Annotated in this window: 21 protein-coding genes and 1 pseudogene; 10 read left to right on the top strand and 12 right to left on the bottom strand. The window is 74.0% G+C overall.

The features are described from left to right. Positions 1-26: 26 nt before the first annotated feature. Positions 27-929, bottom strand: coding sequence for a sugar phosphate isomerase/epimerase family protein (locus ACWGJ2_RS10325; protein ID WP_453345583.1), 903 nt, complete (start codon positions 927-929; stop codon positions 27-29). A 292-nt stretch (positions 930-1,221) separates the two neighbouring features. Between ACWGJ2_RS10325 and iolC the strand changes: the two genes are divergently transcribed. The 6 genes from iolC (at position 1,222) to ACWGJ2_RS10295 (ending at position 10,285) form a co-directional block, all read left to right on the top strand. Then, on the top strand, positions 1,222-2,175 hold the full coding sequence (gene iolC, locus ACWGJ2_RS10320) for a 5-dehydro-2-deoxygluconokinase (RefSeq protein WP_453345582.1): 954 nt from the start codon (positions 1,222-1,224) through the stop codon (positions 2,173-2,175). 75 nt (positions 2,176-2,250) lie between these two features. Beyond that, the gene (locus ACWGJ2_RS10315) at positions 2,251-3,189 is read left to right on the top strand and encodes a Cgl0159 family (beta/alpha)8-fold protein (protein WP_453345581.1); all 939 of its coding nucleotides are present in this window, start codon (positions 2,251-2,253) and stop codon (positions 3,187-3,189) included. A gap of 76 nt (positions 3,190-3,265) precedes the next feature. Continuing rightward, entirely contained in the window at positions 3,266-4,237 is a 972-nt protein-coding gene (gene iolB / locus ACWGJ2_RS10310) for a 5-deoxy-glucuronate isomerase (protein WP_453345669.1), read from the top strand. 179 nt (positions 4,238-4,416) lie between these two features. Then, the gene (gene iolD / locus ACWGJ2_RS10305; RefSeq protein ID WP_453345668.1) at positions 4,417-6,303 is read left to right on the top strand and encodes a 3D-(3,5/4)-trihydroxycyclohexane-1,2-dione acylhydrolase (decyclizing); all 1,887 of its coding nucleotides are present in this window, start codon (positions 4,417-4,419) and stop codon (positions 6,301-6,303) included. Between the two features lie 93 nt (positions 6,304-6,396). Continuing rightward, positions 6,397-7,893 (top strand): CoA-acylating methylmalonate-semialdehyde dehydrogenase, encoded by a 1,497-nt coding sequence (locus ACWGJ2_RS10300; protein WP_453345580.1) that lies wholly within the window; start codon positions 6,397-6,399, stop codon positions 7,891-7,893. Between the two features lie 166 nt (positions 7,894-8,059). Then, the gene (locus ACWGJ2_RS10295) at positions 8,060-10,285 is read left to right on the top strand and encodes an FUSC family protein (RefSeq protein ID WP_453345667.1); all 2,226 of its coding nucleotides are present in this window, start codon (positions 8,060-8,062) and stop codon (positions 10,283-10,285) included. A gap of 22 nt (positions 10,286-10,307) precedes the next feature. On the opposite strand, the gene ACWGJ2_RS10290 is transcribed toward ACWGJ2_RS10295, so the two are convergent. Beyond that, positions 10,308-11,009, bottom strand: a complete 702-nt coding sequence (locus tag ACWGJ2_RS10290; protein ID WP_453345579.1) for a nitroreductase — start codon at positions 11,007-11,009, stop codon at positions 10,308-10,310. Between the two features lie 112 nt (positions 11,010-11,121). Between ACWGJ2_RS10290 and ACWGJ2_RS10285 the strand changes: the two genes are divergently transcribed. Beyond that, positions 11,122-11,751: a TetR/AcrR family transcriptional regulator gene (locus tag ACWGJ2_RS10285; protein ID WP_453345578.1), complete on the top strand. Its 630-nt coding sequence runs from the start codon at positions 11,122-11,124 to the stop codon at positions 11,749-11,751. Positions 11,752-11,785: 34 nt separating this feature from the next. On the opposite strand, the gene ACWGJ2_RS10280 is transcribed toward ACWGJ2_RS10285, so the two are convergent. From ACWGJ2_RS10280 to ACWGJ2_RS10270, 3 genes are read right to left on the bottom strand one after another with little or no spacing between them, the layout of a single operon-like run. Next, on the bottom strand, positions 11,786-13,066 hold the full coding sequence (locus tag ACWGJ2_RS10280) for a DUF1266 domain-containing protein (RefSeq protein WP_453345577.1): 1,281 nt from the start codon (positions 13,064-13,066) through the stop codon (positions 11,786-11,788). Between the two features lie 24 nt (positions 13,067-13,090). Then, positions 13,091-14,389 (bottom strand): DUF1266 domain-containing protein, encoded by a 1,299-nt coding sequence (locus tag ACWGJ2_RS10275; RefSeq protein ID WP_453345576.1) that lies wholly within the window; start codon positions 14,387-14,389, stop codon positions 13,091-13,093. Between the two features lie 20 nt (positions 14,390-14,409). Beyond that, a complete protein-coding gene (locus tag ACWGJ2_RS10270) occupies positions 14,410-15,300 on the bottom strand; it encodes a hypothetical protein (protein WP_453345575.1) in 891 nt (296 codons plus the stop codon). Between the two features lie 174 nt (positions 15,301-15,474). Here ACWGJ2_RS10270 and ACWGJ2_RS10265 point away from each other — a divergent pair, with 174 nt between their 5' ends. Next, positions 15,475-16,818 (top strand): DUF4185 domain-containing protein, encoded by a 1,344-nt coding sequence (locus tag ACWGJ2_RS10265; protein ID WP_453345574.1) that lies wholly within the window; start codon positions 15,475-15,477, stop codon positions 16,816-16,818. Here the strand turns inward: ACWGJ2_RS10265 and nhaA are convergent. Together nhaA and ACWGJ2_RS10255 are read right to left on the bottom strand one after the other, a co-directional pair. Further along, positions 16,734-18,230, bottom strand: a complete 1,497-nt coding sequence (gene nhaA, locus ACWGJ2_RS10260) for a Na+/H+ antiporter NhaA (RefSeq protein WP_453345573.1) — start codon at positions 18,228-18,230, stop codon at positions 16,734-16,736. The two genes, ACWGJ2_RS10265 and nhaA, sit on opposite strands and share 85 nt — an antisense overlap. A 357-nt stretch (positions 18,231-18,587) precedes the next feature. After that, positions 18,588-18,824: pseudogene (locus ACWGJ2_RS10255) on the bottom strand (zinc ribbon domain-containing protein); the annotation flags it as partial. A gap of 387 nt (positions 18,825-19,211) precedes the next feature. On the opposite strand from ACWGJ2_RS10255, the gene ACWGJ2_RS10250 reads away from it, so the two are divergent. Then, the gene (locus ACWGJ2_RS10250) at positions 19,212-20,321 is read left to right on the top strand and encodes a PucR family transcriptional regulator (protein ID WP_453345572.1); all 1,110 of its coding nucleotides are present in this window, start codon (positions 19,212-19,214) and stop codon (positions 20,319-20,321) included. A 638-nt stretch (positions 20,322-20,959) separates the two neighbouring features. Here ACWGJ2_RS10250 and ACWGJ2_RS10245 read toward each other — a convergent pair. The 4 genes from ACWGJ2_RS10245 to ACWGJ2_RS10230 form a co-directional block, all read right to left on the bottom strand. Continuing rightward, positions 20,960-21,868: a class I SAM-dependent methyltransferase family protein gene (locus ACWGJ2_RS10245; RefSeq protein WP_453345571.1), complete on the bottom strand. Its 909-nt coding sequence runs from the start codon at positions 21,866-21,868 to the stop codon at positions 20,960-20,962. Beyond that, positions 21,780-22,571 carry a lysophospholipid acyltransferase family protein gene (locus ACWGJ2_RS10240; RefSeq protein WP_453345570.1) on the bottom strand — a complete coding sequence of 264 codons (792 nt, stop codon included), beginning with the start codon at positions 22,569-22,571 and terminating at the stop codon, positions 21,780-21,782. Before ACWGJ2_RS10240 ends, ACWGJ2_RS10245 begins: the two co-directional genes overlap by 89 nt. Before the next feature lie 269 nt (positions 22,572-22,840). Then, positions 22,841-23,665 carry a phosphatidate cytidylyltransferase gene (locus tag ACWGJ2_RS10235; protein WP_453345569.1) on the bottom strand — a complete coding sequence of 275 codons (825 nt, stop codon included), beginning with the start codon at positions 23,663-23,665 and terminating at the stop codon, positions 22,841-22,843. A 2-nt stretch (positions 23,666-23,667) separates the two neighbouring features. Continuing rightward, positions 23,668-24,354, bottom strand: a complete 687-nt coding sequence (locus ACWGJ2_RS10230) for a CDP-alcohol phosphatidyltransferase family protein (RefSeq protein ID WP_453345568.1) — start codon at positions 24,352-24,354, stop codon at positions 23,668-23,670. Between the two features lie 212 nt (positions 24,355-24,566). Between ACWGJ2_RS10230 and ACWGJ2_RS10225 the strand changes: the two genes are divergently transcribed. Continuing rightward, entirely contained in the window at positions 24,567-25,643 is a 1,077-nt protein-coding gene (locus ACWGJ2_RS10225) for a hypothetical protein (protein ID WP_453345567.1), read from the top strand. On the opposite strand, the gene ACWGJ2_RS10220 is transcribed toward ACWGJ2_RS10225, so the two are convergent. Next, on the bottom strand, positions 25,630-26,274 hold the full coding sequence (locus ACWGJ2_RS10220; protein WP_453345566.1) for a hypothetical protein: 645 nt from the start codon (positions 26,272-26,274) through the stop codon (positions 25,630-25,632). The two genes, ACWGJ2_RS10225 and ACWGJ2_RS10220, sit on opposite strands and share 14 nt — an antisense overlap. Positions 26,275-26,321 lie beyond the last annotated feature (47 nt).

Here is a 26,321-nt window from a genome sequence, read left to right as displayed (position 1 = left end):
GCGGGGCGGGGCGGGGCGGGGCGGGGCTATGCGCCGCAGGTGCGCAGGAAGCGGCGGGTCCGCTCGGCGATGGGGCGGGGCCGGTCCGGCGGGCAGGGGTACATGTCCTGCTCGACGATGGCGAAGAGGTCGACGCCCAGCCCCTGCGCCGCGCTGAGCACCGGCTCCATCGCGGGCACCCCGAGCGGCGGCTCGCACATGACGCCCTTCTTCACGGCGGGCCCGAACGGGATGCCGTCCCGTACGACCTCGGCCAGGATGTCCGGGTCCACCTGCTTGAGGTGCAGATAGCCGATGCGTTCCCCGTAGGTCTCGATCAGCTTGACGCTGTCCCCGCCGCAGTACGCGTAGTGCCCCGTGTCCAGGCACAGGCCGACGAGGTCCGGGTCCGTCGCGTCGAGGAAGCGGGCGACGTGCTCCTCGGTGTCGATGTGGGTGTCCGCGTGCGGGTGGACGACGATGCCGAGCCCGTACCGCTCGCGCACCTCGCGCGCCAGCCGCTCCATGCCGCCCGTCAGATGCCTCCACTGCTCGCTGGTCAGCTCGCTGGGCTCGATGAGCGCGGCGGTCTTGTCGTCGCGCCAGAAGGAGGGGATGACGACGAGGTGGTCCGCGCCCATGGCGCGGGTGAGTTCCGCGACCTGGCCGACGTGTTCCCAGGTGGCGTCCCACACCTCCGGGCCCCGGTGCAGGGAGGTGAAGACGGTGCCTGCGGAGACCTGGAGCCCGCGCGAGGTCACCTCGTCGGTGAGGCGCGCGGGGTCGGTGGGCAGATAGCCGTACGGGCCCAGCTCGATCCACTCGTAGCCCGCGCCCGACACCTCGTCGAGGAAGCGGGACCAGGGCACCTGCTGGGGGTCGTCGGGGAACCAGACGCCCCAGGAGTCGGGCGCTGAGCCGACCCGGAGGCGGTCGAGGGAAGCGGTCATGGCGAGGGCTCCTCGTTGTACGTGCGGCGTGCGGCGTGCGGCGTGCGGCATGCGTGCGTGCGGCGTCGCGGGTGTGCCGGGGTGAGCCAACTCCGGGAGCAATGCCGCTGTCAAGGCTTTGTCAGGACAACACTTCATCTTTACGTAACGGGACGCCGGGATCGCCGCTCCGCGAGACGTCCGTATGTAAGGACAAATCATTGACAGGTGTCGACGGGCGGTCCGACGATGAGGGAGACCTACTGGACGCGTACCCCGTCACCGTTTCTTCCCGCTCCCCGGAAGGGCACCCATGGCAGCCGTTCACGAGCCGTTCGACGTCATCACGATGGGCCGCATCGGAGTGGACATCTACCCGCTCCAGACCGGCGTGCCCCTTCCCCAGGTGGAGACCTTCGGCAAGTTCCTCGGCGGCTCGCCCACCAACGTCGCCGTCGCGGCGGCCAGGCTGGGCCGCACCACGGCCGTCATCAGCCGCACGGGCCGCGACCCCTTCGGCGAGTACGTCCACCAGGCCCTCACCGGCTTCGGCGTGGACGACCGCTGGGTGACGCCCGTCGACCGGTACCCGACGCCCGTCACCTTCTGCGAGATCTTCCCGCCGGACGACTTCCCGCTCTACTTCTACCGTCAGCCCAAGGCACCCGACCTGGAGATCCACGCCCACGAACTGGATCTCGACGCGGTCCGCGCTGCCCGCGTCTTCTGGATGTCAGGCACCGGCCTGTGCGAGGAGCCCAGCCGGAGCGCCACCCTGGCCGCGCTGGAGGCCCGCGCGAAGAGCGGCACCACCGTCTTCGACCTGGACTGGCGCCCGATGTTCTGGGGGCACCCCGACGAGGCCCGCGCCGTGTACCGCCGGGCGCTCGCGCACGCGACCGTCGCCGTCGGCAACGTCGACGAGTGCGAGGTGGCCACCGGCACCCGCGAACCCCGCGCCTGCGCCGAGGCGCTGCTGGCCGCCGGGGCCGAACTCGCCGTCGTCAAGCAGGGGCCCAAGGGTGTGCTCGCCCTGCAGAGGGACGGCGGCGAGGCCGAGGTGCCGCCGCACCCCGTCGAGGTCGTCAACGGGCTCGGCGCCGGGGACTCCTTCGGCGGCTCGCTGTGCCACGGGCTGCTCGCGGGCTGGGACCTGGAGTACGTGATGCGGTACGCCAACGCGGCCGGGGCGCTCGTCGCCTCGCGGCTCGCCTGTTCGTCCGCGATGCCGACTGCCGACGAGGTCGACGCGCTCCTCGGGCACTGACCCGGCCGCCCGCCCCTCGTCCCCCGCCCCTCGTCCCCCGTCGCCTACTCCGCCGCCAGGAAAGTGAGCCTCCCCTTGAGCAGCATCAGCATCCCCGACCTCGTCGCGGTGCGCAGCAGGCACCCCGAGGCCATCGCGGAGGCGGCGGCACTGCGCCGCCGCCGTCCGCTGCTCGGCGCCCCCGGCGCCCCCGGGGTCCCCGGTGCCCCTGCCGCGTCCGCCGCGTCCGGGACAGGGCGCGACCGGCTGATGATCATCGCCGCCGACCACCCCGCGCGCGGTGCCTTGGGCGTCGGCGAGCGCAAGCTCGCGATGGCCAACCGCGCCGACCTGCTGGAGCGGCTGACGCTGGCGCTCTCCCGCCCCGGCGTGGACGGGGTGCTCGCCACCGCCGACATCCTGGAGGACCTGCTCCTCCTCGGCGCACTGGACGACAAGGTCGTCGTCGGCTCGATGAACCGGGGCGGTCTCGCGGGCGCGGCCTTCGAACTCGACGACCGCTTCACGGGCCACCGCGCCCAGGACATCGAGCGGCTGCGGTTCGACGCGGGCAAGCTCCTGCTCCGTATCGACTACGAGGACCAGGGCTCCCTCAGCACCATGGTCTCCACGGCCCGCGCCATCGACGCCATGGCCGAGCGCGGACTCCCCGTCTTCGTCGAGCCGTTCATCTGCCGCCGCGTGGACGGGAAGGTGGCGAACGACCTGAGCGCGGAGGCCGTCGCCAGGTCCATCGCCATCGCCTCGGGCCTCGCGGGCACGTCCGCCTACACCTGGCTGAAGCTGCCGGTGACCGAGGACCCGGACGACATGGCGTGGGTCTGCGAGACCTCCACGCTGCCGACGGTACTGCTCGGCGGCGAGGTGAACGGGGACCAGGAGGTCACGTACGAGAAGTGGCGCAAGGCCCTGCGGCTGCCCACCGTGCGGGGGCTGGTCGTGGGCCGCACACTGCTCTATCCGGCGGACGGCGATGTCACGGCAGCCGTGGACACGGCGGTCGGGCTGCTGTGAGGGGTACGTACGAGAAGCGACGGTGAGGACGGGCATGGCCGACGGGAAGACGACAGCGGAGGCGGAGGGCACGAGGATGCCGGAGAGGGCGGGCAGCGACGGGAGCACCGGGCGCGCCGGGAGCGCCGGGAGCGCGTTCCATGTGACGGCGGGCAGCGCCGCTGCCGGTCCGTACGCGCTGGACATCGACCCCGCACGCGCGGGCTGGACCTACTCCTCCCTGCGCGTGCTGGAACTGGAACCCGGCGGCACGCACACGTTCGGCACGGGCGACAGCGAGTGGATCGTGCTGCCCCTCAACGGCGGCTGCACGGTGACAGCGGAGGACGCCGTCGAGGACGCCGTCTTCCCGCTCGCGGGGCGCGCGAGCGTCTTCAGCGGAGTGACCGACTTCGCCTATGTGCCGCGCGACGCGACCGTACGGATCGACAGCGCGGACGGCGGACGCTTCGCGCTCACCGGGGCGCGCTGTGCGCGGCGGCTGCCCGCGCGCTACGGGCCCGCCTCCGGCGTGCCCGTGGAGCTGCGCGGCACCGGCAACTGCTCGCGCCAGGTCAACAACTTCGGTGCGGCGGGCGTCTTCGAGGCGGACAGGCTCATCGCGGTCGAGGTGCTGACCCCGGGCGGCAACTGGTCCTCCTTCCCGCCGCACAAGCACGACGAGGAGCGGCCGGGGGAGGAGAGCGCGCTGGAGGAGATCTACTACTTCGAGATCGCCCACGCGCCCGAGGCGCCCGGGGGTGCCCCGGGGATCGGCTACCAGCGCGTCTCGCCCTCGGGGCACGGGCGCGGCACCGACGTCCTCGCCGAGGTGCGCGGCGGCGACGCCGTGCTGATCCCCGACGGCTGGCACGGTCCGTCCATGGCCGTACCGGGACACGACATGTACTACCTCAACGTCATGGCCGGTCCGGGGCTGGATCGGGCCTGGCTCATCTGCGACCATCCTGATCATGCCTGGATCCGAGGCAGTTGGGAGCGGCAGCCTGTCGATCCAAGGCTGCCGCTCTACACCGCTCCGGCAGTGGAAGGGGAGGCGGGACAGTGAACACCGCTGACACCGAACGGCCGTCCGGCACAGGCCCATCGACGACGGGCACGGACACACCACCGGGTACCGCCCCGCCGCCCGCCGCCGGCCCCCTGCCCGGCACCGAACCGGCCACCGGCACCGAACCGGCCACCGGCGCCGAACCGGCGACGACGCCCCCGGTCGCCACGCGGCGGCTGACCGTCGCGCAGGCCCTCGTGCGTTTCCTCGCCGCCCAGTACACCGAGCGCGACGGCCGCCGCCACCGTCTCATCGCCGCCTGCTGGGGCATCTTCGGCCACGGCAACGTCGCCGGAATGGGCCAGGCCCTCCTGGAGAGCGGGCAGGGCGGGCACGACAGCCAGGGCGCTCCGGCGCCGGCTCCGCTGCCCTATCTCCAGGGCAGGAACGAGCAGGCCATGGTGCACGCGGCCGTCGGCTACGCCCGTCAGCGGGACCGCCTCTCGGCGCATGCTGTGACCACCTCCATCGGCCCTGGCGCCACCAACCTCGTCACGGGCGCCGCGCTCGCCACCGTCAACCGGCTGCCCGTCCTGCTGCTGCCGGGCGACACCTTCGCCACTCGTGTCGCGGACCCCGTGCTCCAGCAGCTGGAGGTGCCCTACGCGGGGGACGTCTCCGTCAACGACGCGCTGCGGCCCGTCTCCCGCTACTTCGACCGCGTCCACAGGCCCGAGGCCCTGATCCCCGCCGTGATGCAGGCGATGCGCGTGCTCACCGACCCCGTCGAAACCGGCGCTGTCACGCTCGCGCTGCCGCAGGACGTGCAGGCCGAGGCGTACGACTGGCCGGAGGAGTTCTTCGCCGAGCGCGTCTGGCACGTGCGCCGTCCGGCGCCGGACGCGGACGCGCTCGCCGAGGCGGCGGCGGCCGTGCGCGCCGCGCACCGGCCGCTGATCGTCGCGGGCGGCGGCGTGCACCACAGCGAGGCGGAGGACGCGCTGCGCGCGCTGGCCGACGCGACGGGCATCCCCGTCGCGTCCACGCAGGCGGGCAAGGGCTCGCTGCGCCACGACCACCCCTGCGACGTGGGCGGCATCGGGCACACGGGCACCGCCGTGGCGGACGACCTGGCGCGCACGGCCGACCTCGTCCTCGGCGTCGGCACCCGCTGGACCGACTTCACCACGGCGTCGCACACCCTCTTCGCCGACCCGTCCGTCCGCTTCGTCAACGTCAACGTCGCCGCCTCCGACTCCCACAAGATGGCGGGGCTCGCGGTGGTCGCGGACGCGCGGGCCGCGCTCGAAGCGCTGACGGAGGCGCTGGCGGGGCACCGGGTGGCCGGGGAGTACGCGGCCGAGACCGCGACGGGCAAGGCCCGCTGGGAGGAGGTCGTCGACTCCGTTTACGCGGCGCCCGACGAGGACGCGCGGCCGACCCAGACCCAGGTGCTGGGCGCGCTGGACGCGGCCGTCGGCGACGACGACGTGATCATCAACGCGGCCGGTTCGCTCCCCGGCGATCTGCACAAGCTGTGGCGGGCCCGCTCACCGCGCCAGTACCACCTCGAATACGGCTACTCCTGCATGGGCTACGAGATCCCCGCCGCCATCGGCGTGCGCCTCGCGGCCCCGGAGCGGCCGGTGTGGGCGCTGGTGGGGGACGGCACGTATCTGATGCTCCCGACGGAGATCGTCACCGCGGTCCAGGAGGGCGTCGACATCAACGTGGTGCTCTTCCAGAACCACGGCTACGCGTCCATCGGCGGCCTCTCCGAGCAGACGGGCGCCGAACGCTTCGGCACCGCCTACCGCTACCGCGCGGCCGACGGCACCTACACGGGCGACCCGCTGCCCGTCGACCTCGCGGCGAACGCGGCGTCGCTGGGCATGGAGGTGCACCGCGCGGGGACGGTCGGGGAGTTGCGCGCGGCGCTGGCCGCCGCACGGGCCTCGTCGAGACCCGCGTGCGTGTACGTCGAGACCGATACCGCCGCCACCGCGCCCGAGGCGCAGGCGTGGTGGGACGTGGTGGTGGCCGAGACCTCGGGCCGCCCTGCGGCGGTCAGGGCCCGCGAGGAGTACGAACGCCACGCGGCGCAACGCCGCCACCACCTGTGACCGACGGTCTGCCCGCACGACGGCCTGCCCGCCCCCCTCGTGAGCGCCGCACGCCCCCACACCCCGCGACACCCCGTAGGAAGGCTCCCTCTGATGAAGACCCTCGGCCACTGGATCGGCGGGAAGCCCGTCGAGTCCGTTTCCGGCAGCTTCGGGCCCGTCTACGACCCGGCGACGGGCGCGCAGCCCACGCGGGTCTCGCTCGCCTCAGCGGAGGAGGTCGACGCGGCCGTCGCGGCGGCCAGGGAGGCGTACCCGGACTGGGCGCAGTCGTCGCTGGCCAGGCGCACCGCCTTCCTCTTCAGGTACCGCGAGCTGCTGGACGCGCACCGCGACGAGATCGCGGGCCTCATCACGGCCGAGCACGGCAAGGTCCACTCCGACGCGCTCGGTGAGGTGGCGCGCGGCATGGAGATCGTGGAGCTGGCCTGCGGCATCCCCGAGAAGCTGAAGGGCGAGCTGTCCACGCAGGTCTCCACGCGGGTGGACGTCGCCTCCATCCGGCAGCCGGTCGGCGTCGTCGCGGGCATCACCCCGTTCAACTTCCCCGCGATGGTGCCGATGTGGATGTTCCCGCTGGCCATCGCCTGCGGCAACACCTTCGTGCTGAAGCCCAGCGAGAAGGACCCCTCGGCCGCGTACCGGCTCGCGGAACTCGCCGCCGAGGCCGGTCTGCCCGACGGCGTCCTCAACGTCGTCAACGGTGACAAGGTGGCCGTCGACCGGCTGCTGGAGCACCCGGACGTGGCGGCGGTCTCCTTCGTGGGGTCCACGCCCATCGCCCGGTACATCCAGCAGGGCGCGGTGGCCTCGGGCAAGCGGGTCCAGGCGCTGGGCGGCGCCAAGAACCACATGCTCGTCCTGCCCGACGCCGACCTCGACTTCGCAGCGGACAACGCGATCAACGCGGCGTACGGATCGGCCGGTGAGCGCTGCATGGCCGTCTCCGTGGTCGTCGCGGTCGGCGGTGCCGGGGACGAACTGGTCGCGAGGATCGCGGACCGCGCCCGCGCGCTGCGCGTCGGCCCCGGCGACGATCCCGCCTCCGAGATGGGCCCCCTCATCACGCGCGAGCACCGCGACAAGGTGGCCTCGTACGTGGACGGAGCACGCGCCCAGGGCGCGGAGGTGGTGGTGGACGGCACCGGGTACACCGTCGCCGGGCACGAGGAGGGCTTCTTCCTGGGGGTCTCGCTGCTCGACAGGGTCTCGCCCGGGATGGACGCCTACCGGGACGAGATCTTCGGCCCGGTGCTGTGCGTGGTGCGCGCGGAGACGTACGACGAGGCGATCCGGCTCATCAACGGCAGCAAGTGGGGCAACGGCACGGCCATCTTCACCCGCGACGGCGGCGCGGCCCGCCGCTTCCAGCTGGAGGTCGAGGCGGGCATGGTCGGCGTCAACGTCCCCATTCCGGTTCCCGTCGGCCACCACTCCTTCGGCGGCTGGAAGGACTCCCTCTTCGGGGACCTGCACATCTACGGGAACGACGGCATCCACTTCTACACCCGCGGCAAGGTCATCACGACCCGCTGGCCGGACCCCGCGGACAGCGGCGGCATCAACCTCGGCTTCCCGACGTCCTCCTGACGGGCCGAGGGGCCGCTGACGGGACCGCTGCCGTGACCCGCCGCCCGCCTCACCGCCCTGACCTGCGGGGCGTTGGCGCGCGACACCGCACGCGACACCGGAGGACCCCCGGCCCTGGGCCGAGGGGTCTTCCGCCCCTGCCCGTATTCTCGGACGCATGACGGCCATGCCCTGGCTCCGGGCGATCAAGGAGACAGCCCGATCCGGACTGACCATCGAGCGCGCCTCGCTCACCCCGCTCATCGCGCTGCGGGGTGCGGTCGGGGTCGCCGTCGTGATCGGGCTCGCGCTCGCGCTGGGCTCCGCGCAGCTCGCGGTGTCCTCCGCTTTCGGCGCCTTCGCGTCCGGTGTCGCGACGTTCCAGCGAAGCTGGCGGCCCCGCCCCGTGCTCGCGCTCGCCGCTGCGGCCGGGCTCGCGGTGTCCACCTTCCTCGGCTATCTGCTCGCACCGTGGCCGCCCGCCTTCGTGGTGCTGCTCGCGGTCTGGGCGTTCGCCGCCGGCATGGCGTGGGGGGTCGGGCCGACGTCCGGGGTGGTCGCCGCGCTGACCATCGCCGTCATGCTCGTCACCGTCACGCTGCCCACCACCGTGCTGGGCGCCCTCGCGCACGCGGGGCTCATCGCGGTCGGCGGGGTGGTGCAGGCGACGCTGATCGTGCTGTTTCCCGTACGCCCTTGGGGCGAGCGGCGCGACACGCTCGCCGACGCGCTGGCCGGGGTCGCCGACTACGCGCGGCGGCTGCGGCACGACCCCATGGCACCCTTCGACCCCGAGCCGCTGATGGAGGCCCGCAGCGCCGCCGCCGTCACCCCCCGGCAGGCTCGCCGCAGGCCGCGCCAGCTCGGCGGCTACCGCGCGCTCGCCGAACGCTTCCGGCCCGTCCTCGCCTCGCTCGCCGACCCGATCGTCGGCGGCGCGCAGTTGGTCGGCCCGGAGCGCGACCGCGTGCGCGCCCTGCTCGGCGCCGCCGCGACGGTGCTCGACGCGACGGCGCGGGCCATCAGGCGGGGCGAACGGGTCCGTATCCCGGAAGAGGCGCTGGAGGTGCTCCAGGTGCCGGAGTCCGGTCCCGTGCTGACGGGCCCCGCGCGCAAGGCGGCGATGCGGCTGATCGCGCTCACGGACGACGCCGTGGACGCGGCGCAGGAACCCGTCGAGATCACCCGCTCCATCCCCATCATCCCGCGCGCCACCTTCCACACCGTCCGCAAGGAGGTGCACGGGCCGCCGGGATGGCCGGGCGACGTGACGGACGAGACCCCGTTCCAGGAGGCCATCGAGGCGGCCGAGGCCGCGGAGGCGGCGCAGGAGGAGCGGACGCGGCGCCGGGTACGCCGCCCGCGGCACCTGCACCGGCCCACCCTCGCCGCACTGGTGCCCGTCGCGCTGCGCACCTTCCGCCGCGAGTTCCGCTGGTCCTCGCCGATCTGCCGCCACGCGCTGCGCCTGGCCGTCGTCACCGCCGCCGGTTACCTCCTGGGCCAGGCGCTCCCGCCCGAGCACGGCTACTGGGTGGCGCTCACCGCCGTGATGGTGCTGCGCCCCGACTTCTCCCGTACGTACGAGCGCGGCGTCGCCCGCTTCGCCGGGACCCTGGTCGGGGTCGCCCTCGCGGGCGCGGTGATGGGGCTGGCGCATCCGGGCGCCTATGTGAGCGCGGCGCTGGCGGTGGCGTCGATCGGTGCGATGTACCTGCTGATGGGCACCGGTTACGCCATCACCTCCGCCTGCACGGGCGCCTATGTCGTCTTCCTGCTCGGCATCGCGGGCTCGCTGTGGTCCCAGACGGTGCTGGAGCGCATCTGGCTCACGGCGGTGGGCGGACTCCTGGCCATGCTCAGCTACGCCGTCTTCCCCGCCTGGGAGACGCCGCTGCTGCGCGACAGGCTCGCCGACTGGCTGGAGGCCAACGGCCGTTACGCCATCGCCGTGCTCGACTGCTTCGCGCGCCCCGCCGAACGCGCGCCCCGCCAGGTCCGCGAGGCGCTTCTCGACGCGCGCGCCGCGCGCCTCGAATGGGAGCAGACGGCGGCCAGGGCGGGGGCCGAGCCCGTACGCCACCGCGGCCGTCTCTCGCGCCGCTCCGCCAATGACGCGCAGTCGGCGCTGGTGACGATGGGCCGCGTGACGATGCTGCTGGAACCGCATCTGCCCGAGCGGGACGCCAAGCCCAGCGAGGGCGCCGCCGACTACGCCGCCGCGCTGGGCCCCGCCGTGACGACGGCCGCCGAAGCGGTGCGCGAGAACAGGCCCGTCGACTGGGAGCCGGTCCACGAGGCGCTGTCGCGCTGGTGGGCCCGCGCCGAGGAACCCCCGCCCGTCGATCTGCGTACCGCCGACCTCCTGACGGACGCGCTGGACGATCTGGCGGACGCGGTGAATCCGCGCTGACCGGTCATGGGGCGTCCCGCGCCTACGCGTGGAAGGCCGTCGTCGACGCGAGACAGGACCGCTCGGCCGCGACGTGGTTCACCGGCGCGGAGTTGTCGGCGTAGCCGAAGGAGACGCCGACGAGCAGCTTTCCCTCGGTGACGCCGAGTTCGGCGCGGACGGTGTCCGCGTAGAAGCTCAGCAGCCCCTGCGGGCAGCTCTCCACGCCGTACGCGGTCATCGCCAGGAGCAGCGTCTGCATGTAGGCGCCGACGTCGGCGGCCAGCCGGGGCCCGCCGTCCCCGGTGACGAACAGGAACGCGGCGTGCGGCGCGCCGTAGAAGCGCAGGCTCTCGGCGTCGTAGGCGGCGCGCGCCGCGTGGTCGTCGGGGCCGATGCCCAGCGCCCCGTACAGCCCGGCGCCGAAGGCGGCACGACGGGCCTGGTGCACCGGCGTGTACATGTCCTCGGAGTACGGGAAGTCCACCGAGGTGCGCTGCTCGGTGTGGGCCGCCACCAGCGCGTCCGCCAGCCGCTCACGTGCCGCGCCGCTGACCACCTCGGCCCGCCAGGGCTGCGCGTTGGAGTTGGACGGCGCGGCCCCGGCCAGCGCGAAGACCGCCCGCATCGTGTCCTCGGGCACGGGGTCCGGGCGGAACGCGCGGGTCGCGTGACGGCCGCGTATCAGCTTCTCCGCGTGCCCGCTCAGCTCGGTCTCGGTGGCGGGGAACGACGGCCTGTTCATGGGAACTCCTCGGTGATGGTTCATACGGCTTATGTAAACGGTTCCGTTTACTTCCGAGGCGACCTTAACAGGGTGACGAGGCTGAAGTAAACGGGAGCGTATACTTGCCGTTATGGGTGCAGCGACGGCTACGACAACCTCACGGCGCGGGCGCGGCGGCAGGGAGCGGGTGCTGGCCGCCGCGGCCAGGCTGTTCGCGACGCAGGGGATCAACGCGACGGGCATGGAACAGGTCGCGGAGGAAGCGCCGGTGTCCAAGCGGACGCTCTACTCGCACTTCCGGACCAAGAACGACCTCGTCCTCGCCCACCTACAGGCCCTCGCCTCGTCGGGCGCCACCCTGGAAGGCGTGCTGACCCGCGAGGACATCCCCCCGAGGGAACGGCTGCTCAAGCTGTTCGACCCGCCCGTGACGGCGCCGGATGGCGAGGACGCGGCGCCGGAGGACACGGCTCCGGTGCGCGGCTGCCCGTTCATCGACGCCGCAGCCGAGTTCCCCGACCCGCGCAGCGCGGTCCACTCCTACGCCCGCGAGCAGAAGCTGCGGATGGCGGAGCTGATCGCGGCGCTGCTGACGGAGCTGGGCTGCCCCGAACCCGCCGCGCTCGCCGAACAACTGGCCACCCTCGCGGACGGGGCCGCCTGCCGGGCCATGGCGCTGGGCGAGGCGGACTACGGCAGGCACGCACGCGCCGCGGCGGAGGCGCTGCTGGACCGGGCCTGCGCCAACGGTTCTGCGTGAATGGTTCTGCGTGAACGGTTCTACGTGAGCGGGCTCACTTGAAGGGGACGTTGAGCCAGGGGCTGGCCGGGTCCGTGGTGAGGATGCGGTGGGCGTCCAGCATCTCCGTGTACCAGTCGCCGAACTCCTCGTCGTCGAAGTGCAGGCACCGGCCCAGCACATAGCCGCGGGAGAACTCCTCCCACGAGTCGTACGACGCCTGGCTGACCCGCCCCGCCCGCAGCAGTGCCTGCTCGGTCTCCCACAGCTCCCCGAACCTGGCGCCCAGGCCCCAGCGGGCCATGCCGGAGGCGCGGCCGTGGTCCCAGGCGAGGACGGAGCGCACATAGCCGTCCTCGGGCAGCAGTCCGTCGGCGCGGAAGCGTGCCTCGTAGCGCATGATCTTGCCGATCAGGCCCTGGAGCCGCTTGATCTCGTCCGCGACGCTTCCGTCCACGGGCCCGTGCGGCCCGCCGTCCGAACCGGCGAGCGTCTCGGCGAGCCGCTCGCGGGCCAGGTGCTCGGTCACGTCCCGCCACTTGGCGACGGAGACCGTGCCCGTCCTGGACGCGCGGGCGAGCGTGTCGCGCACCTTCAGCACGAACTCCCACGCGCCGCTGACCATGTCGCCGCGCAGCAGTTCCTCCAGATACGTCAGCCACTTCTCCCGCGTGGTGACGCCCCACCACCGCTTGAGCAGGTACACCTCGTCGTCGTAGCCGGTGCCGTGCCAGGCGACGGAGTTCCAGTACGAGCCGTTCTTCACGCTCATCAGCGCCCCGCACGCGAGCCCGTGCGCCACCGGGCCGTGCAGGGGGCCGCCCGTCCACAGGGTGCGCAGCGTGGAGTGCCGTGGCCGCCAGGCCCGCTCCCAGTGCTGCCGCCACACGGCCCGGTGCGCCATGCCAGCGGGGAAGTACGCCTCGCACGGCGTACCCGGGTCGACGGCCAGCCACCACTCGTCGTCGGGCCAGATCCGCGCGAGCGAGCCCAGGTGCCTGCTGACGAAGACGGGGTCGGGCACGGGCGGCGGCAGCATGCCGGCGGTGAACAGGGCGACGCAGCGGGTGCGCGTGCCCGGGTTCCAGTACGAGCCGAACGACGTCTGGCCGACCGCGTCCAGCGGGTGCCGGGGCGTGGACCAGTAGAGCCAGGTGCTGCCGAGCACGTCGAAGTAGCCGGGCCAGTCCTCGCGGGCCTTGGCCTCGTACAGCGCCTGTTCGACGTCCGTCGGCGCCTGCCACGCGGCTACGGGTGCCCCCGCCGCACCGGGCACGCCGGGTCCGCCGGGCGCGCCGGATCCGCCGGGTACGCCGTGCCCGCTCCACCAACCCATGCCGGACCGACCTTTCGCCTCACATCACTTGAACGGAATGTTGAGCCAGGGGCTGCCCGGGTCCGTGGTGAGGATCCGGTGGGCCGTGACCATGTCCGTGTACCAGTCGCCGTAGCGCTCCTCGTCGAAGTGCAGGCACCGGCCGAGCACATAGCCGAGCGAGAACTCCTCCCACGACTCGTACGCCTCCTTGCTCACCTCGCCGGCGCGCACGACGGCGCGCTCGGCCTCCGCCATGTCGCAGTAGCGCCCGCCCAGGCCCCAGCGCGCCATCATCGAGGCGAGGCCGTAGTCCCAGGCGCGGACGGAGCGCACGGTGCCGTCGGGTGGCAGGAGCCCGTCGGCGCGGAAGCGGGACTCGTAGCGCATGATCCGCCCGATGAGCTGCTGGAGCCGCTTGACGCGTGCTTCGGCGCCGGAACCGTCAGGATCGGCACCCTCGCCTCCCTCTCCGCCCTCCTCGGCACGCGCCGCGCGCTCGGTCGCCGCGCGCCAGCGCAGCGCGGCGGCCGGACCTGTGCGGTCGGTGCCGCCCTCGGCCGCTTCGGGCTCGTCGTCGCCGGAGTGGAGCGATCTGCGGACGGCGAGGACGAACTCCCAGTCGGGGTCGCTCATCGCGCCGTTCAGCAACTGCTCCTGGCGGTAGCGCCAGTCGTCGCGCCCGTGGACGTCCCACGGGCCCCTGATGCGCTCGCGCTCCCCGTCGTAGCCGCTGCCGTGCCAGCCCATGGCGTTCCACAGCGAGCCGTCGCGCACGCAGTGCAGCGCCCCGCACGCGAGGCCGTGCGCCACGGGGCCGTGCAGCGGGCCGCCCACGCGCAGGGTGCGGAGGGTGTCGCGCTGGCCACGCCACGCGCGCTCTGCGTGGCGCCGCCACACCGTGCGGACCGGCAGCGTCCCAGGGAAGTACGCCTCGCACGGCGAACCGGGGTTCACGGCCAGCCACCAGCGGTCGTCGGGCCAACTGGCGGCCAGGCTGTCCAGGGTGGTGCGCACGAAGACCGGCTCTGCCACGGGCGCGGGCAGCATCCCCTGCGTGAGGACGGCGAAGCACCAGGTGCCCGTGACCGGGCTCCAGTACGGGTACATGTCGCGCTGTCCGAGCGCGTCGAGCGGCCCTCTCGGCAGGGAGTAGCAGAGCCAGGTGTCGCCGAGCGTGTCGTAGTACGCGGCCCAGTCCTGCCGCGCCTTCGCCCCGTAGAGCGCCGCTTCCACGTCCGTTGGCGGCTCCCAGGCGGGGACGTAGGGGCCCGGCGTCGGACCGCCTCCCGGATGCCCCGTCGGACCTCCGGGGTACTCCGTCGGACCTCCGGGGTACTCCATCGGATTCCGCATCGCGTCGCTCACCCGGCCGTCGCCGCGGACCCCTCGGCCTCGCGTACCTGCGCGCGAACGGCGCCCGTGCGCTCGGCGAAGGCTTCGAGGCCGACGATCTCGCCGTTCTCGTTGGTGCGGGGGCGGGTGTCCACGAGCGCGCCGACGGAGTTCCGGTTCGCCCAGGAGCAGACGGCGGCCGGGAAGGAGCCGTCCTCCGCCGTGCCGTGGCCGTAGCCTCGGTCGGCCGCGTCGAGCAGCAGCCGCAGGCACCGCACCGGCTCCTTCGTGCCCTTGGGCGTGTACTCGGTGCCGTCCTCGGGCGGGACGTCCATCCCGTAGAGCGCGGACACCAGCGCGTTGCGGTAGGCGCGCGGCTCCCGCATGGGGCCGTTGTAGCCGTGCAGGACCAGTTCCCCGGAGCCGGATTCCGCTTCGTAGCGGCCCGCGACGGGCGTCAGCCCGTTCACCGTCGCGCGGGAGCGCCGCGAGGTGCCCATGTCGAGCGTGGTGCGCGGCGCGTCGCTGAAGTCCTCGGCGAGCGTGTACCGTCCGCCGTCGATCGTGCGGGGCACGGTGATGCGGTACGCGGGGCCGCTCAGGCTCTCGTCGTCCGGGTCGCCGACGAAGAAGGCGAGCGCTGCCTGCGCCAGGAGGCCGACGCCGAGGACGGACCCGGCGATGATCAGGATCCGCCGCCTGACCCGCTTCTCGCGCTGCTCGCCCGCGTTGCCGTGGGGGTCCTGGCCGTACGGGTCGAACCCGGGCCCGCCTCCTCCCGGCGGCCCCGGTACCGGCTGCGCGTGACCCCCGTACCCCGGCTGTGCGTGGCCGGGCCCTCCCGCCGTAGGCGCCGCCTGCGGTATGTATCCGTCCGGTACCGGCGCTCCCGGACCGGTGTCCCCGTTCCACATCCCCATGGCCTGGGACTCTATCGTCGTGCCGCCTCAGCGCCGCGTGGTGGCGGGAGTTCGCCAGAACGCCCGTTCCGCCCCCTGCGGAACCCCTCCGGCGCCCGGCACGGGCACGTCGGCCCCCGCGACCTGACGCAAAGCCGGACCGCGCGGCGCGGTATGCGCCTAGCCTGGCCCGTGATGGAGGGACCCCGCCCGCCCCAGCCGGCACGGCAGCCGCGGAGGAAACCGGCTGTCGGGTTCGGGCTGCTCGCCGCGCTCGTGGTGCTCGTGCTCCTCATCAGTGTGCCCGGCGACGAGGACGGCGGCCCCGGATGCGCGGGCGTGAAGGCCGTCGGCTGGCAGGACGAGCCGGACATGACCGCGGAGTTCGAACGCTACGGCAACGACAACACCCGCTTGGACGACTGGACCGGCGGCGACGGGACCCGCTCCGTGCGGCTTCCGGACGGGCGGACGCTGTGGATGTCAGCCGACACCTTCCTGGACCAGGTCGACGAACAGCTCGGCGGCGGACGCAGCCGCGGCACCAGCCCGGTGTGGGTGCGCAACGCGGGCCTGGTGATGTCGGCAGAGGGCCGGATCGAGCGCACCCTGCTGGGCAGCAACGGCGGACGCCACACGGCCCTGTTCCCCGGCACGGCCACGTCCGACGGGCGCGAGGTGTGGCGCTGGCCCGTGCAGGCGGTCGTGGAGCCCAGGTCGGCCGGGGACGACGAGCGTGTGGTGCGGGTGCTGCTGTGGCAGCGCGAGGCGGGCTCGCCGCCCTGGATCTTCGGCGTACCGAGGGCGACGCAGGTGGCGACGCTCTCCCTCCCCGACCTGCGCGTCGAGGACGTCAGCACCGTCTACCGGCCCACGGACGACGGCCTGGCGCGGCGCGTGCTGTACGGGACGTCGGCCGTCACCGAGGGCGGCTGGACGTACGTCTTCGGCGCCGACGAGGGCAGCGTCAGCGGCAAGGCGTCACGCGCGCACGTGGCGCGGGTCCCGGAGGGGCGGCTGGCCGAAGCGGACGCCTGGCGGTACTGGTCGGGCAAGGACGGCGGCTGGCAGGCGGACCCGGAGGACTCCGAGCCGATACTTGTCGGCAAGACGGAGCAGCGCGGCGCCACGGGCACGTACTCCGTGGTGCGGCACGGCGAGAGCTGGCTGCTGCTGACCATGGACGCGGGCGGCCCCGGCGGCAAGGGCATGTCGGACGTGACGTCCTACTGGTCGTGCTCGCCGACGGGCCCCTGGCACGGCCCCTCAGCCGTGGCCGAGCCCCCGCTGCCCGAGGGCGGCGCGCTCGCGGGCGCGGTGCCGTACAACCCGCAGGGGCACGCCGAGTTCGCGTCGGGCGCCAACAGCGGCGCGGGGGAGGGGACGGGGCTGCTGATGAGCTACGACGTCAACGTGCTGTCCGGCACGGAGGCGATCCACCGCGATGTCGCCCTCTACCGGCCGCGCTTCCTGCGGCTGGAGCTGGGCCCCTCCTCGGCACCGTCGGAGGACGACCCGTCCCGCGACGACGGCTCCTGAGCGCCGTCCGCGGCTAGCCCGGCGCGGGCCTCCGCCTCGCGGGCCCGTTCCGCCGCGCGGCGTGCCGCCTCCGCCGGGCGCCGTACCGGGTCCTCCTCCTGATCGATGTCGGCGATGGTGTCCCGGTCCTCGTCGCGGGTCTCCGCCTCCCACAGCGCCCGGTACTTCGCGTCCCGCACCTTCAGCAGCACGCACGCGACGAGCGCCGAGAGCAGCGACCCGATCAGCACGGCGGCCTTCACGTGCTCGGTCGTCTCCGGGTCGGTGAAGGCCAGCTCCGTGATGAGCAGCGAGACCGTGAAGCCGATGCCCGCGAGCACGGCGACCCCCGCCACGTCGGACCAGGCGAGATCGTCGCTGAGCCGGGCCCTGGTGAAGCGGGCGGTGAGGTATGTGCCGCCGAAGACGCCCAGGAACTTGCCCGCGAAGAGACCGAGGACGACGCCCAGCGGCTCGGGCCGGGTGAAGGTCTCGGCCAGCGCGGGCCCCGAGACGGCGACCCCGGCCGCGAACAGCGCGAAGAAGGGCACGGCCACCCCGGCCGACAGGGGCCGCACCCGGTGCTCGACGCGCTCGGCCGTCGAGGTCTCCTCGACGGGCTCGCCGTCGGCGCCCTTGCGCGGGAGCACGCGCAGCAGCATGCCCATGGCCACACCGGCGACGGTGGCGTGGATGCCACTGTTGTACATCAGCGCCCAGATGACCAGCGCGAGCGGCACGTACACGTACCAGCCGCGCACCCGCAGATTGATGTGCAGCACCCGGAAGAGCACGAGCCCGGCGACGGCCCCGGCGAGCGCGGCCCAGTTGAGCGTGGAGGTGAAGAAGACGGCGATGACGAGGATGGCGCCGAGGTCGTCGACGATGGCCAGGGTCAGCAGGAAGGCCCGGATGCCCGAGGGCAGGTTGGTGCCGATCACCGCAAGGACGCCGAGCGCGAAGGCGATGTCGGTGGCCATGGGCACGGCCCAGCCGTTCATCGTCCCGCCGCCCGCGAGGTTGGTGGCGACGTAGAAGAGCGCGGGGACGGCCATGCCGCACACGGCGGCGACGACGGGCAGCGCGGCGGCGGCGGGTCTGCGCAGCTCGCCCGCGACCAGCTCGCGCTTCAGCTCGATCCCGGCGACGAAGAAGAAGACGGTGAGCAGCCCGTCCGAGGCCCAGTGCTCGACGGAGAGGTCGAGGCCGAGGGAGGGGATGCCGAAGTGGAACGAGCGGACCGACGCGTACAGATCGCTGAGCGGGGTGTTCGCCAGGACGAGCGCGACGACCGCGGCGGCCAGCAGCACCATGCCGCCCACGGTCTCGGTGCGCAGCGCGTCGGCCAGGTGCCGCCGTTCCCTCGCCGAGGGGCGGCCGAACAGGGAGGTCTGCCGCTCGCCGGGCGCGGTGGGTGCGGGGGAGGGGTTCATCGGTGTGCTCCGGGTTCGTGGGCGGTTTCGGACGCGACGAAGCGCCGCCGACCAGACTTCCCGGCACACCTTGACATCATTGATCTTGACGTTTTCCTTACACCGTAACCCGAACCGTACGGTTCACGACAACGGCCCCTCGCGATGGCCCGGCACCGGCCTCATGGGGCCCCGGCATCGGCCCGCGGGCCGTGTGACCTCCCGCGCAGGGTTCCCGTCGCCGCCCCCTGGCCTACGCTGAGGCCGCGGCCACCCGTGCCGCGCCGACGCCGGACACCGGGGGGCGAGGGAACACCACTTGGACGCCTCCCCCTCATATGGATGAAGGGGCGCTAGCCGGGGTGCGGACCAGCCCGGACCGGCCCGGACCAGCATTACACGTGCGGAGTTCTTGTCTCTGGGCGAGACGGCTCCGCACGTGGTGCAGGCATACGTTCTTTCGGAGAGGGGGAGTGCGTGCTTGGTTCTCGCTCCGCACCGCGCACAGTCCATGGTGGTGTGTGCGGGATGGACCAGGTGCAGGATGCGCCCGTGTTTGCGGGCCATCTCCACCAGGGCTTGTTTGGTGGCGCCGATTGCGGCGTCGGCGGCCTTCCCACTGGGCCGGGCCGCACGTCACGCTCTGGCCACTCGCCCGGTTGTGCCGGTGCACCCGCTGGGATTTGGCGACCGCTTCGTTCCAGATCCACCGGCAGCGGTCCCACTCGGCCTCCAGCGCGGACCGGGCCGTGGACGACAGCCGCAGACGATAGGTGTACCGGACATGCCCGCAACTCTCCCCCGCCCGCACTCGCGCCGTCATACCCCCGAACCTCACCGCGAGGACTGACAATTGAGCACAACGGACCGTGACAGACTCACTCGCCCCGTCACCAAGTGGACGCCGGATCGCCCTGACGGCGATCCGACTGTCCCTGCCCTGCTGCGCAGGGGGCCGATTCCTCCCCGGCCTGAACGCCGGGGCATCCTCGGAGAAGCCCGGTGAAGCGCGGCGACGCGATATCCAGCACCTTTCTGGGGGACTACCCACGGCTGCTCGCCGAGGTCTCGGAGACCGGGCGGCTGCCGCGCAGGGACGAGCTGGACGCGTTCAGGGAACTGGGCGAGCGCGCGGCCGAGGCCGGGCACGGCCTGCGCGAGCTGATCGGTCTCTACCTCGGCAGGACGCGCACGCTGTGGGGCACCCTGCCCGGCGTCGCCAGGGCGGCGGGCGCGGCGGAGCGCGGGCGTACGGGGGACGCGGTGCTGGCCGCGGTCGAGGCGGCGATCGCCGCGCTCGGCGAGGGCCACGAGCGCGCCCAGCGGCTGGCGGTGCGCCAGGAGGAGGGCGAACGCCGCGAGTTCATCGACGACCTCCTCTACGGGCGCAGCGACCTGGGCCGCCTCGCGGAACGCGCCCAGCGCTTCGGGCTGCGGCTCGCGCACGCGCACACGGTGGCCGTCGCGGCGGGCGTGGAGAAGTACGACGACGTGCACCCGACGGTGTGCCGCATCGAACGCGAGCTGCTCGGCCGCTTCGGACCGCGCGACGTGCTGCTGTCCACCAAGGAGGGGCGGCTCGTGTGCATCGCGGCGAGCGGCGACCGCGACGTGCTGGACTGCTTCGTCGCCCTCGCCGAGGACCCGGGGCCCCACTACGCGGGCGCGCGCCGCGTAGCCGTCGGCCGCGAGCACCCCGGCGCCGGCGGCGTGGTGCGCAGCTACGAGGAGGCGCTCGGCGCCCTCGACCTCGCGGACCAGCTGCGCCTGCCGCAAGCCCGGCTGAACGCGTCCGAGCTGCTGGTCTTCCCCGTGCTGCTGCGGGACAGGGCTGCGATGGCCGACCTCGTGCGCACGGTGCTCGGCCCGCTGACGGGCGCGCGGGGCGGAGCCGCGCCCCTGCTGGACACCCTGGCCGCCTACGCGGCGGCGGGCTATGTCAACGCGGAGGCGGCGCGGCGGCTGGGCGTGAGTGTGCGGACGTTCTCCTACCGGCTGGAGCGCATCCGCGGCCTGACCGGCTACAACCCGGGCGACGCGCTGCACCGCTTCACGCTGGAGACGGCGGCCATGGGCGCCCGGCTGCTGGGGTGGCCCGAGAACGAGCTGTGAGCGGCGCGCGGTGCCCGGTGCCGTGCCCGTCGGGCTGTGACGTCGAGCCGTGACCGTCGAGTCGCGTGTGGCGAGTTGTGACACGGCGGCACCGAACCTGTGGCACACGGGCGCAACCGTGCGCGGTTCCGCCGCGACCGGGACGTAAGTGCGGCGTAAAAATTGCCGGGGTCTGGCAATGTGCTGCCGCACTCCGTAATGGCACGATGACGGCACACCGCAGCACGGGGGACGTGCCGAAGCGGTCGGCCTCCGGGTGCTCGCACCCGGGCCAGCCGGTCCGCTCCTCACGGTCACGTTCCCGTCCGTGCGCGAGTTCACCGGCGTCATCGCTGGTGGGCGGCGCGGAGGCCGATGCCCCCGACGGGGGTGGGGGCATCGGCCTCGGCGCGTCGCGAACCGTTCCCGCGTTTCGCGGGGCACGCGGCGCGCGTGCGCTCCGTCCCCTCTCCGGCCGGGGAGCGACGGGCGCGAGGCGGGACCGTCGGGCCGCCGGGGTGCTTCCGGTTGCCGGGTTCACGAGAACGGGCTCTTCGGGCCCGTTCGCCCTGTCTGCCCGTTCCGGGCAAGTACGGGCGGGGGACGAGGGCATTCGGGCTTCCGGCGGACCTCTTCCGCGGATCTCCTCCGTGGATTTCTCAGGCGCCGCCGCAGCGGGTCACCGTGAACAGGCCGACATCCTCGCGACGGCTGGCCACGGAGTGCGCGGGGAAGCCCGCCTTCACCGCCCACGCCTCCGCGTCCTCCACGGAGCGGCACCTCATCCGCCAGGGCAGGCCCTCGCGCGTGGTGAGGACGTTCGCGATGAACTCCAGTTGCGGGTGCCGGGTCTGGGTGGTGAAGAGCAGCGTGCCGTCCGGGGCCAGCATTCCGCGCAGCCGCTCCAGCGACTCGCGGACCGTGTCGTCGTCGAGGACCAGTTCGTACAGGCCGGAGACCACGATGATGTCCGGCGCCCTGCCGCCCGGCAGCGGCGCGGGGTCGAAGGCGTCGCCCCGCTCGTAGGTGACCGAGCCCTCCGGGAGGCCACGTTCGCGTGCCAGGCGGCGTCCGCGCGTCAGGCCGGCAGTGGCCAGGTCGCGGCAGACGACGCGGAGCTGGCCGCCGGGCTGGTCCTCGGCCAGCAGGTCCAGGAGATAGCGCCCCGGACCCGCAGCGACGTCCAGGACGACGACCTCGCCGCCGCGCCCCGCGATCTCCTCGCGCAGCATCCGCGTGAGCAGCTCGCGCCGTGCACGTACGGCGCGCCAGCCGACGGCGTCGAGGTGGACGCGGTCGATGAGCCTGCCGATGCCGAGGAGGCCGCCCGCGCGGTCGACGTAGACGTAGTCGAGCATCGTGCCGCTGTCGAAGCCGTACCGGCAGCCGACGCGGATGCCCCTGCTGGTACGGCCGACCGTGCGGAGCAGCGCGCGGGCCGCGGCCCACTTGAGGCGGGCGAGGGGGGAGGGGCGGGCGTCAGGGGGACCGGCGGAGGTGGTGGAACTGGTCGGGCCGGTCGAGCTGGTTGAACCGGTCGTGCTGATCGGGCTGGTCGGGCCTGGCATGAGGGCTCTCCCCCTTCTCGTTCGTCGTCCCGTCCGCTGTCTGTGCGGCGAGGCCCCCGAGCACACATACGGTGCGCCACGCGGTTTCCGGATCACGGGTCGGCGGCCCGAACCGCACCGTCACGCGCGTACGGCGCAGGCGGCCGTGCGCGGGCAGGAGCGTGCGTGTTCCCACGAGGCCGACGGGCAGCAGCGGCACGTCGGCCAGTTCGGCCAGCCGGGTGGCGCCGCTGCGGAAGCGGCCGACGGAGCCGTCGCGCGAACGGGTGCCTTCCGGGAAGACCACGACGGCCTGTCCGCGCGCCAGCGCCGGTACCGCCGAGGCCGCCAGGTCGCCGAAGCCCCGCCCGCCACGGCGCACGGGGAACCCCGCGACCAGGCGGCGGCAGAGCGTGGCGCGCGCCCGCCCGGCGAACCAGTAGTCGGCCGCGGCGGCCACGAGCGGGCGCCGCCGCGCGGGCAGGGCCGCGAGCAGCGCGGCCGTGTCGGCGTGCGACGCGTGAGGAGCCACGACGACACAGCCACCACGCGGCACATGCCGCCGCCCCTCGACGCGGAGCCCGCCCGTGAGCCGCAGCACGCCGCGCCACAACAGGCGCCGCGCATGGGCGCCGAGCCGGGTGCCACCGGTGGGCGGGGGCACGTCAGCGGGCGGGGGCGCGTGTTCGGCGCGGGCGCGGGGTGCGTCCTGGCCGTGCGGCACGCCGACGGGCGGGGGCGGAAGGCGCGTGGTTCCGCGCGCCCGTGGGGTTCGTGCGGTGCGTAGGAGGCGTCGCCAGCGGGGTTGGTGGGGGTCCCGGTCTCGGTCGGTGTCGCGGTCGCGGTTCACGGCAGGGGTGCCGCCGTGTGCCTGTGGTGTCTGGGCGCGGTTCGCGAGGGGGTCGCTGCCGTGTGTCCGTCGCGTCCGTGCGGTGCGCAGGAGGTGTCGCCAGCGGGGTTGGCGCGGGTCCCGGTCTCGGTCCTGGTCCCGGTTCATGAGAGGACCACCGCCACGGCCAGGGCCACCAGCAGGGAGTCGACGCGGTCGAGGAGGCCGCCGAAGCCGGGCAGCCACGCGCCGGTGTCCTTGACGCCGGCGCCCCGCTTCAGCATGGACTCGAGCAGGTCGCCCAGCGGTGCCCCGACCGCGACGGCCAGCGCGAGCGGCCACGTCAGCGCGCCCGCGACCCACAGCACCGCGACCCCGCCCAGCGCGCCGCCCGCCACGCCGCCCCAGCGTTTCGCGGGGCTGAGCGGCGAGAGCGCGGGGGACCCCGGAAGGGCGCGACCCGCGCACCACGCGGCGATGTCGCTCACCGCGATGGCCGCGCACAGCGGCAGCGCGCGCTCCCCCAGCAGCACGAGCCCCGTCAGCGGCAGCAGCCACACCACCCCGAACACCGCGCCCTTGGCCCGCTCGCCCCCGCCCTCGGCGTCCCCCGCGAGCACGGGCACCAGGGCGACGGCGAGAAGGGCCGCGAGCCACAGCCGTACGAGGGAGCCGGGTGCCAGCCAGGCCACCACGGGCAGCACGGCGACCGCGCCCACGACGACGGCCGACTCGGCGTGCCGCAGCCCGCACAGCCGCCCGAACTCGACGGCCGCGACCACGCCGAGCCCGGCCGCCAGCAACGCGGCGCCCCCGGGCCCCGCGGCGAGCGCACCCCACACGACCGGCACGATCACGAGCCAACTGACCCACCGTTCGACGAGTTCGCGCCGCCCCGAGCGCCACACGGCGAACCCGCTCACCGCGAAGGCGCCCCCGATTCCGCTGATTCCGCCGATGCTCATGTCCATGCCTACGCCCCCGGTCACGCTCACAGGGCTCGCCAGACCCGTACGCAGCGGAGTGCCGCGGTGAGTACGGAGCCCGCGGCCAGCACCGTCAGCAGCGGGACGCTCCAGCCGGTGAGGGCGACGGCCGCGAGCAGCGCACAGCGCTCCGTCTTGCCGACGGGGCCGCCCTGGAGGCGCGGCCCTCCGGCCGCGGCCGAGGCGAGCGACACCCACGAGGGCAGCGTCGCCGCGAGCGCGGCCAGCGCCACCAGCCACCACGGGGCGACGGCGGCGCATCCGGCGAGTACGGCGAACTCCGCGAGCCGGTCGCCGAGTTCGTTGACGAAGGCGCCCCGCGCGCTGGTGCGGCCCGTGTCGCGGGCGAGGGCTCCGTCGAGGTTCGCGCAGGCCAGCCGCAGGGCGAGCAGGGCGCTTGCCAGCAGTCCGGCGACGACGCCGTGCCCGGCGAGCGCGAGCGTGGCGCCCGCGGCGGCGCCCGCCGTCACGCCGGTCCAGGTCACCGCGTCGGGCGGAACCCGCAGGGCGACGAGCCGCATCCGTACGCCGGTCAGCCGTCGCGCGTACCAGGGCTTGAGCGCGTACAGCCCTAGTCGCCCCGCCCCCGCTCCGGCTCCCGCGCCGGCCCCCGCCCCCGAGCCCGTCTCCGTACTTGTTCGCTCGCCCGTGCCCGGCCGCAGGCCGGTACGCGGACGTGTCCCCGTTTCCATGCCCCGACAGTGGTCCCGGGAGGGCTCTGGCAGCACCCGCGCCGCTACTCGTATCGGTGCTGAGTACCGCTACTCACCGCGCGTAAGCGGTCCCCACGCCCGTGCGGCACGCCCGTGCGGCCTCGCGTTCGCCGGGGCGGCACGCGATCATACGGAGGCCGGTCCGTCCGAAGCGGACGGGGAGACGTGAACGGCGTGAACGGGGAGAGACGATGGGCCTGTTGACCGTACTGAGCCGTCGCCGAGGCGTCGCCGCCCTGCTCTGCGCCCCGGCGCTGGCGTGCGCGCTCGCTTCCTGCACCGGAGGTCCGGGCAGCGGCGACGGGGACGGCGACGGCGGAGAGGCCGAGGCCCGCGCGAGGGCGAGCGCGACCGCCGGGGCCACGGGCCGCCCGCTGCTCTCGCGGAAGGCGGCGCGCGAGGTCGTCGACCACTACGTGGAGGTCAACAACAAGGCCAACGCGCGGCAGGACGCCAAGCTGCTCTCGACGGTCGAGGGCGGGACGCTGTTCGCGCGCAGTAAGGCCGGATACGAGCAGTTCGACACGCTGTCCAAGAAGGAGAAGGAGGGCTATCTCGTCCCCTTCACCTACGAGGACATCTCCTTCCACATCCCCGCCAAGGGCGACTGGTTCGCCGCGACGGCGCGCGTCGACCACTCGAAGCAGCGGCGGCTGCTGGTCTTCGACAGGGCGAAGCCCGAGACGGCTGAGGGGGAGCGCGGCGGGTGGAAGCTGACGGCGGCCGCGTTCCTGGAGGAGAGGTTTCCGCGCGTCGTCGAGGGCGCCGACGGCGCCGCCGCCGTCGCGGACACCGACGAGGCCCCCGGCGAAGCGCCCCTCGCCCCGGACCGGCTGCCCTCGGCCGTGACGGACCTGTACGTCACGGGCGGCGAGAAGGCGGGCGCGAAACTCACCCGTACGCAGCCGGTACGGCGCGCGCTGAAGATCCACCGCGAGCGGGACGAGGTGCTGGCGGAGATGGGGGTGAGGAAGCGGTTCGTCGCCGACGAACCGGAGGACCGCCGGGCCTACGCGCTGCGCACCGCCGACGGCGGCGTGCTCGCGGTCGTGCCCGTGGCCCACACCGTCGAACTCACCGCCCGGAGCGGAGAGCGCGGGAAGGACGAGGAGGCCGGCGTGACGCCCTCCTCGGCGGAGGCCGTCTACGACGGCTCGGCGCGCCGCACCATCACCGACGACCACCTCGGGCAGGCCGTCGCCCACCTGCCGCCCTCGGGCGCCCCCAGGGTCCTCGGCGCCGACTACGCGATGATCAACTCCCGCTGACGCGGCGCGTGCCCCGCCGGTCCGCGTCGCGCCGCCGTGCCGCGGCCGCGGCCCCGGCCCCGGCCCGTCGGCGGCTCCACAGCTCCCGCGACCGCTCTCGCAGCCGCTCCAGGAGCGCGGCGACGGCGCCGTTGGCGAAGAAGACCACGATCAGCGTGCCGAGGAAGGCGATCCCCGCCTCGGCCGCGCCCGGCAGGGAGTCGCAGCGCGGGCTCAGCGACTGGTAGCACCAGCGGGGAGGGACGACGGCGAGGCCGTAGAGGAGCCCCGTCACGCCGAGCACCACACAGCAGACGGCTCCGGCGAGGTCGCGGCGGTGCGCCGCCTTGCCGTCGACGGGGCTGCCGTCGGCGCTCGCTTCGTCGGCGCCGTCCGTCGAACCGTCCGAGGTGAGGCCGCGTGCGGCGAGGCGGAACGAGCCCGACCAGCCGACCAGCGCGGCCACCGCACAGGTCAGCCCGAATCCGACGGCGCCGCCCGGCCATTCGTCGACCAGTCCGGGCGAGAAGCGCACATGCCGCCACGCGACGACGAACCCCGCCACGAGCACCGTCGCACCCGCGAGTCCGAGCAGCACCCAGCCCGCAGCCCTCAGCGGCTGGGCCGTACCGGTACCGGTCCTGCTGGCCACCCTGTGCGTCCCCCCTCGCCTCGCCGCGGCTCTCCGCCCCTCCGCCC

The organism is Streptomyces sp. NPDC054796 (assembly GCF_053611545.1).
The sequence above is the reverse complement of the archived record's forward strand: the minus strand, read 5'-3'. Positions and strand labels throughout refer to the sequence as shown.

Excerpts from the sequence above, each read along its gene's own strand:
- ACWGJ2_RS10225 (WP_453345567.1), top strand. The coding sequence starts at position 24,567 with ATGGGCCTGTTGACCGTACTGAGCCGTCGCCGAGGCGTCGCCGCCCTG.
- ACWGJ2_RS10285 (WP_453345578.1), top strand. The coding sequence starts at position 11,122 with ATGGGTGCAGCGACGGCTACGACAACCTCACGGCGCGGGCGCGGCGGC.
- ACWGJ2_RS10295 (WP_453345667.1), top strand. The coding sequence starts at position 8,060 with ATGCCCTGGCTCCGGGCGATCAAGGAGACAGCCCGATCCGGACTGACC.
- ACWGJ2_RS10325 (WP_453345583.1), bottom strand. The coding sequence starts at position 929 with ATGACCGCTTCCCTCGACCGCCTCCGGGTCGGCTCAGCGCCCGACTCC.
- ACWGJ2_RS10270 (WP_453345575.1), bottom strand. The coding sequence starts at position 15,300 with ATGGGGATGTGGAACGGGGACACCGGTCCGGGAGCGCCGGTACCGGAC.
- ACWGJ2_RS10275 (WP_453345576.1), bottom strand. The coding sequence starts at position 14,389 with ATGGAGTACCCCGGAGGTCCGACGGAGTACCCCGGAGGTCCGACGGGG.
- ACWGJ2_RS10230 (WP_453345568.1), bottom strand. The coding sequence starts at position 24,354 with ATGGAAACGGGGACACGTCCGCGTACCGGCCTGCGGCCGGGCACGGGC.
- ACWGJ2_RS10290 (WP_453345579.1), bottom strand. The coding sequence starts at position 11,009 with ATGAACAGGCCGTCGTTCCCCGCCACCGAGACCGAGCTGAGCGGGCAC.
- ACWGJ2_RS10280 (WP_453345577.1), bottom strand. The coding sequence starts at position 13,066 with ATGGGTTGGTGGAGCGGGCACGGCGTACCCGGCGGATCCGGCGCGCCC.
- iolC (WP_453345582.1), top strand. The coding sequence starts at position 1,222 with ATGGCAGCCGTTCACGAGCCGTTCGACGTCATCACGATGGGCCGCATC.
- ACWGJ2_RS10300 (WP_453345580.1), top strand. The coding sequence starts at position 6,397 with ATGAAGACCCTCGGCCACTGGATCGGCGGGAAGCCCGTCGAGTCCGTT.
- ACWGJ2_RS10265 (WP_453345574.1), top strand. The coding sequence starts at position 15,475 with ATGGAGGGACCCCGCCCGCCCCAGCCGGCACGGCAGCCGCGGAGGAAA.
- ACWGJ2_RS10245 (WP_453345571.1), bottom strand. The coding sequence starts at position 21,868 with ATGCCAGGCCCGACCAGCCCGATCAGCACGACCGGTTCAACCAGCTCG.
- nhaA (WP_453345573.1), bottom strand. The coding sequence starts at position 18,230 with ATGAACCCCTCCCCCGCACCCACCGCGCCCGGCGAGCGGCAGACCTCC.
- iolB (WP_453345669.1), top strand. The coding sequence starts at position 3,266 with ATGCCGGAGAGGGCGGGCAGCGACGGGAGCACCGGGCGCGCCGGGAGC.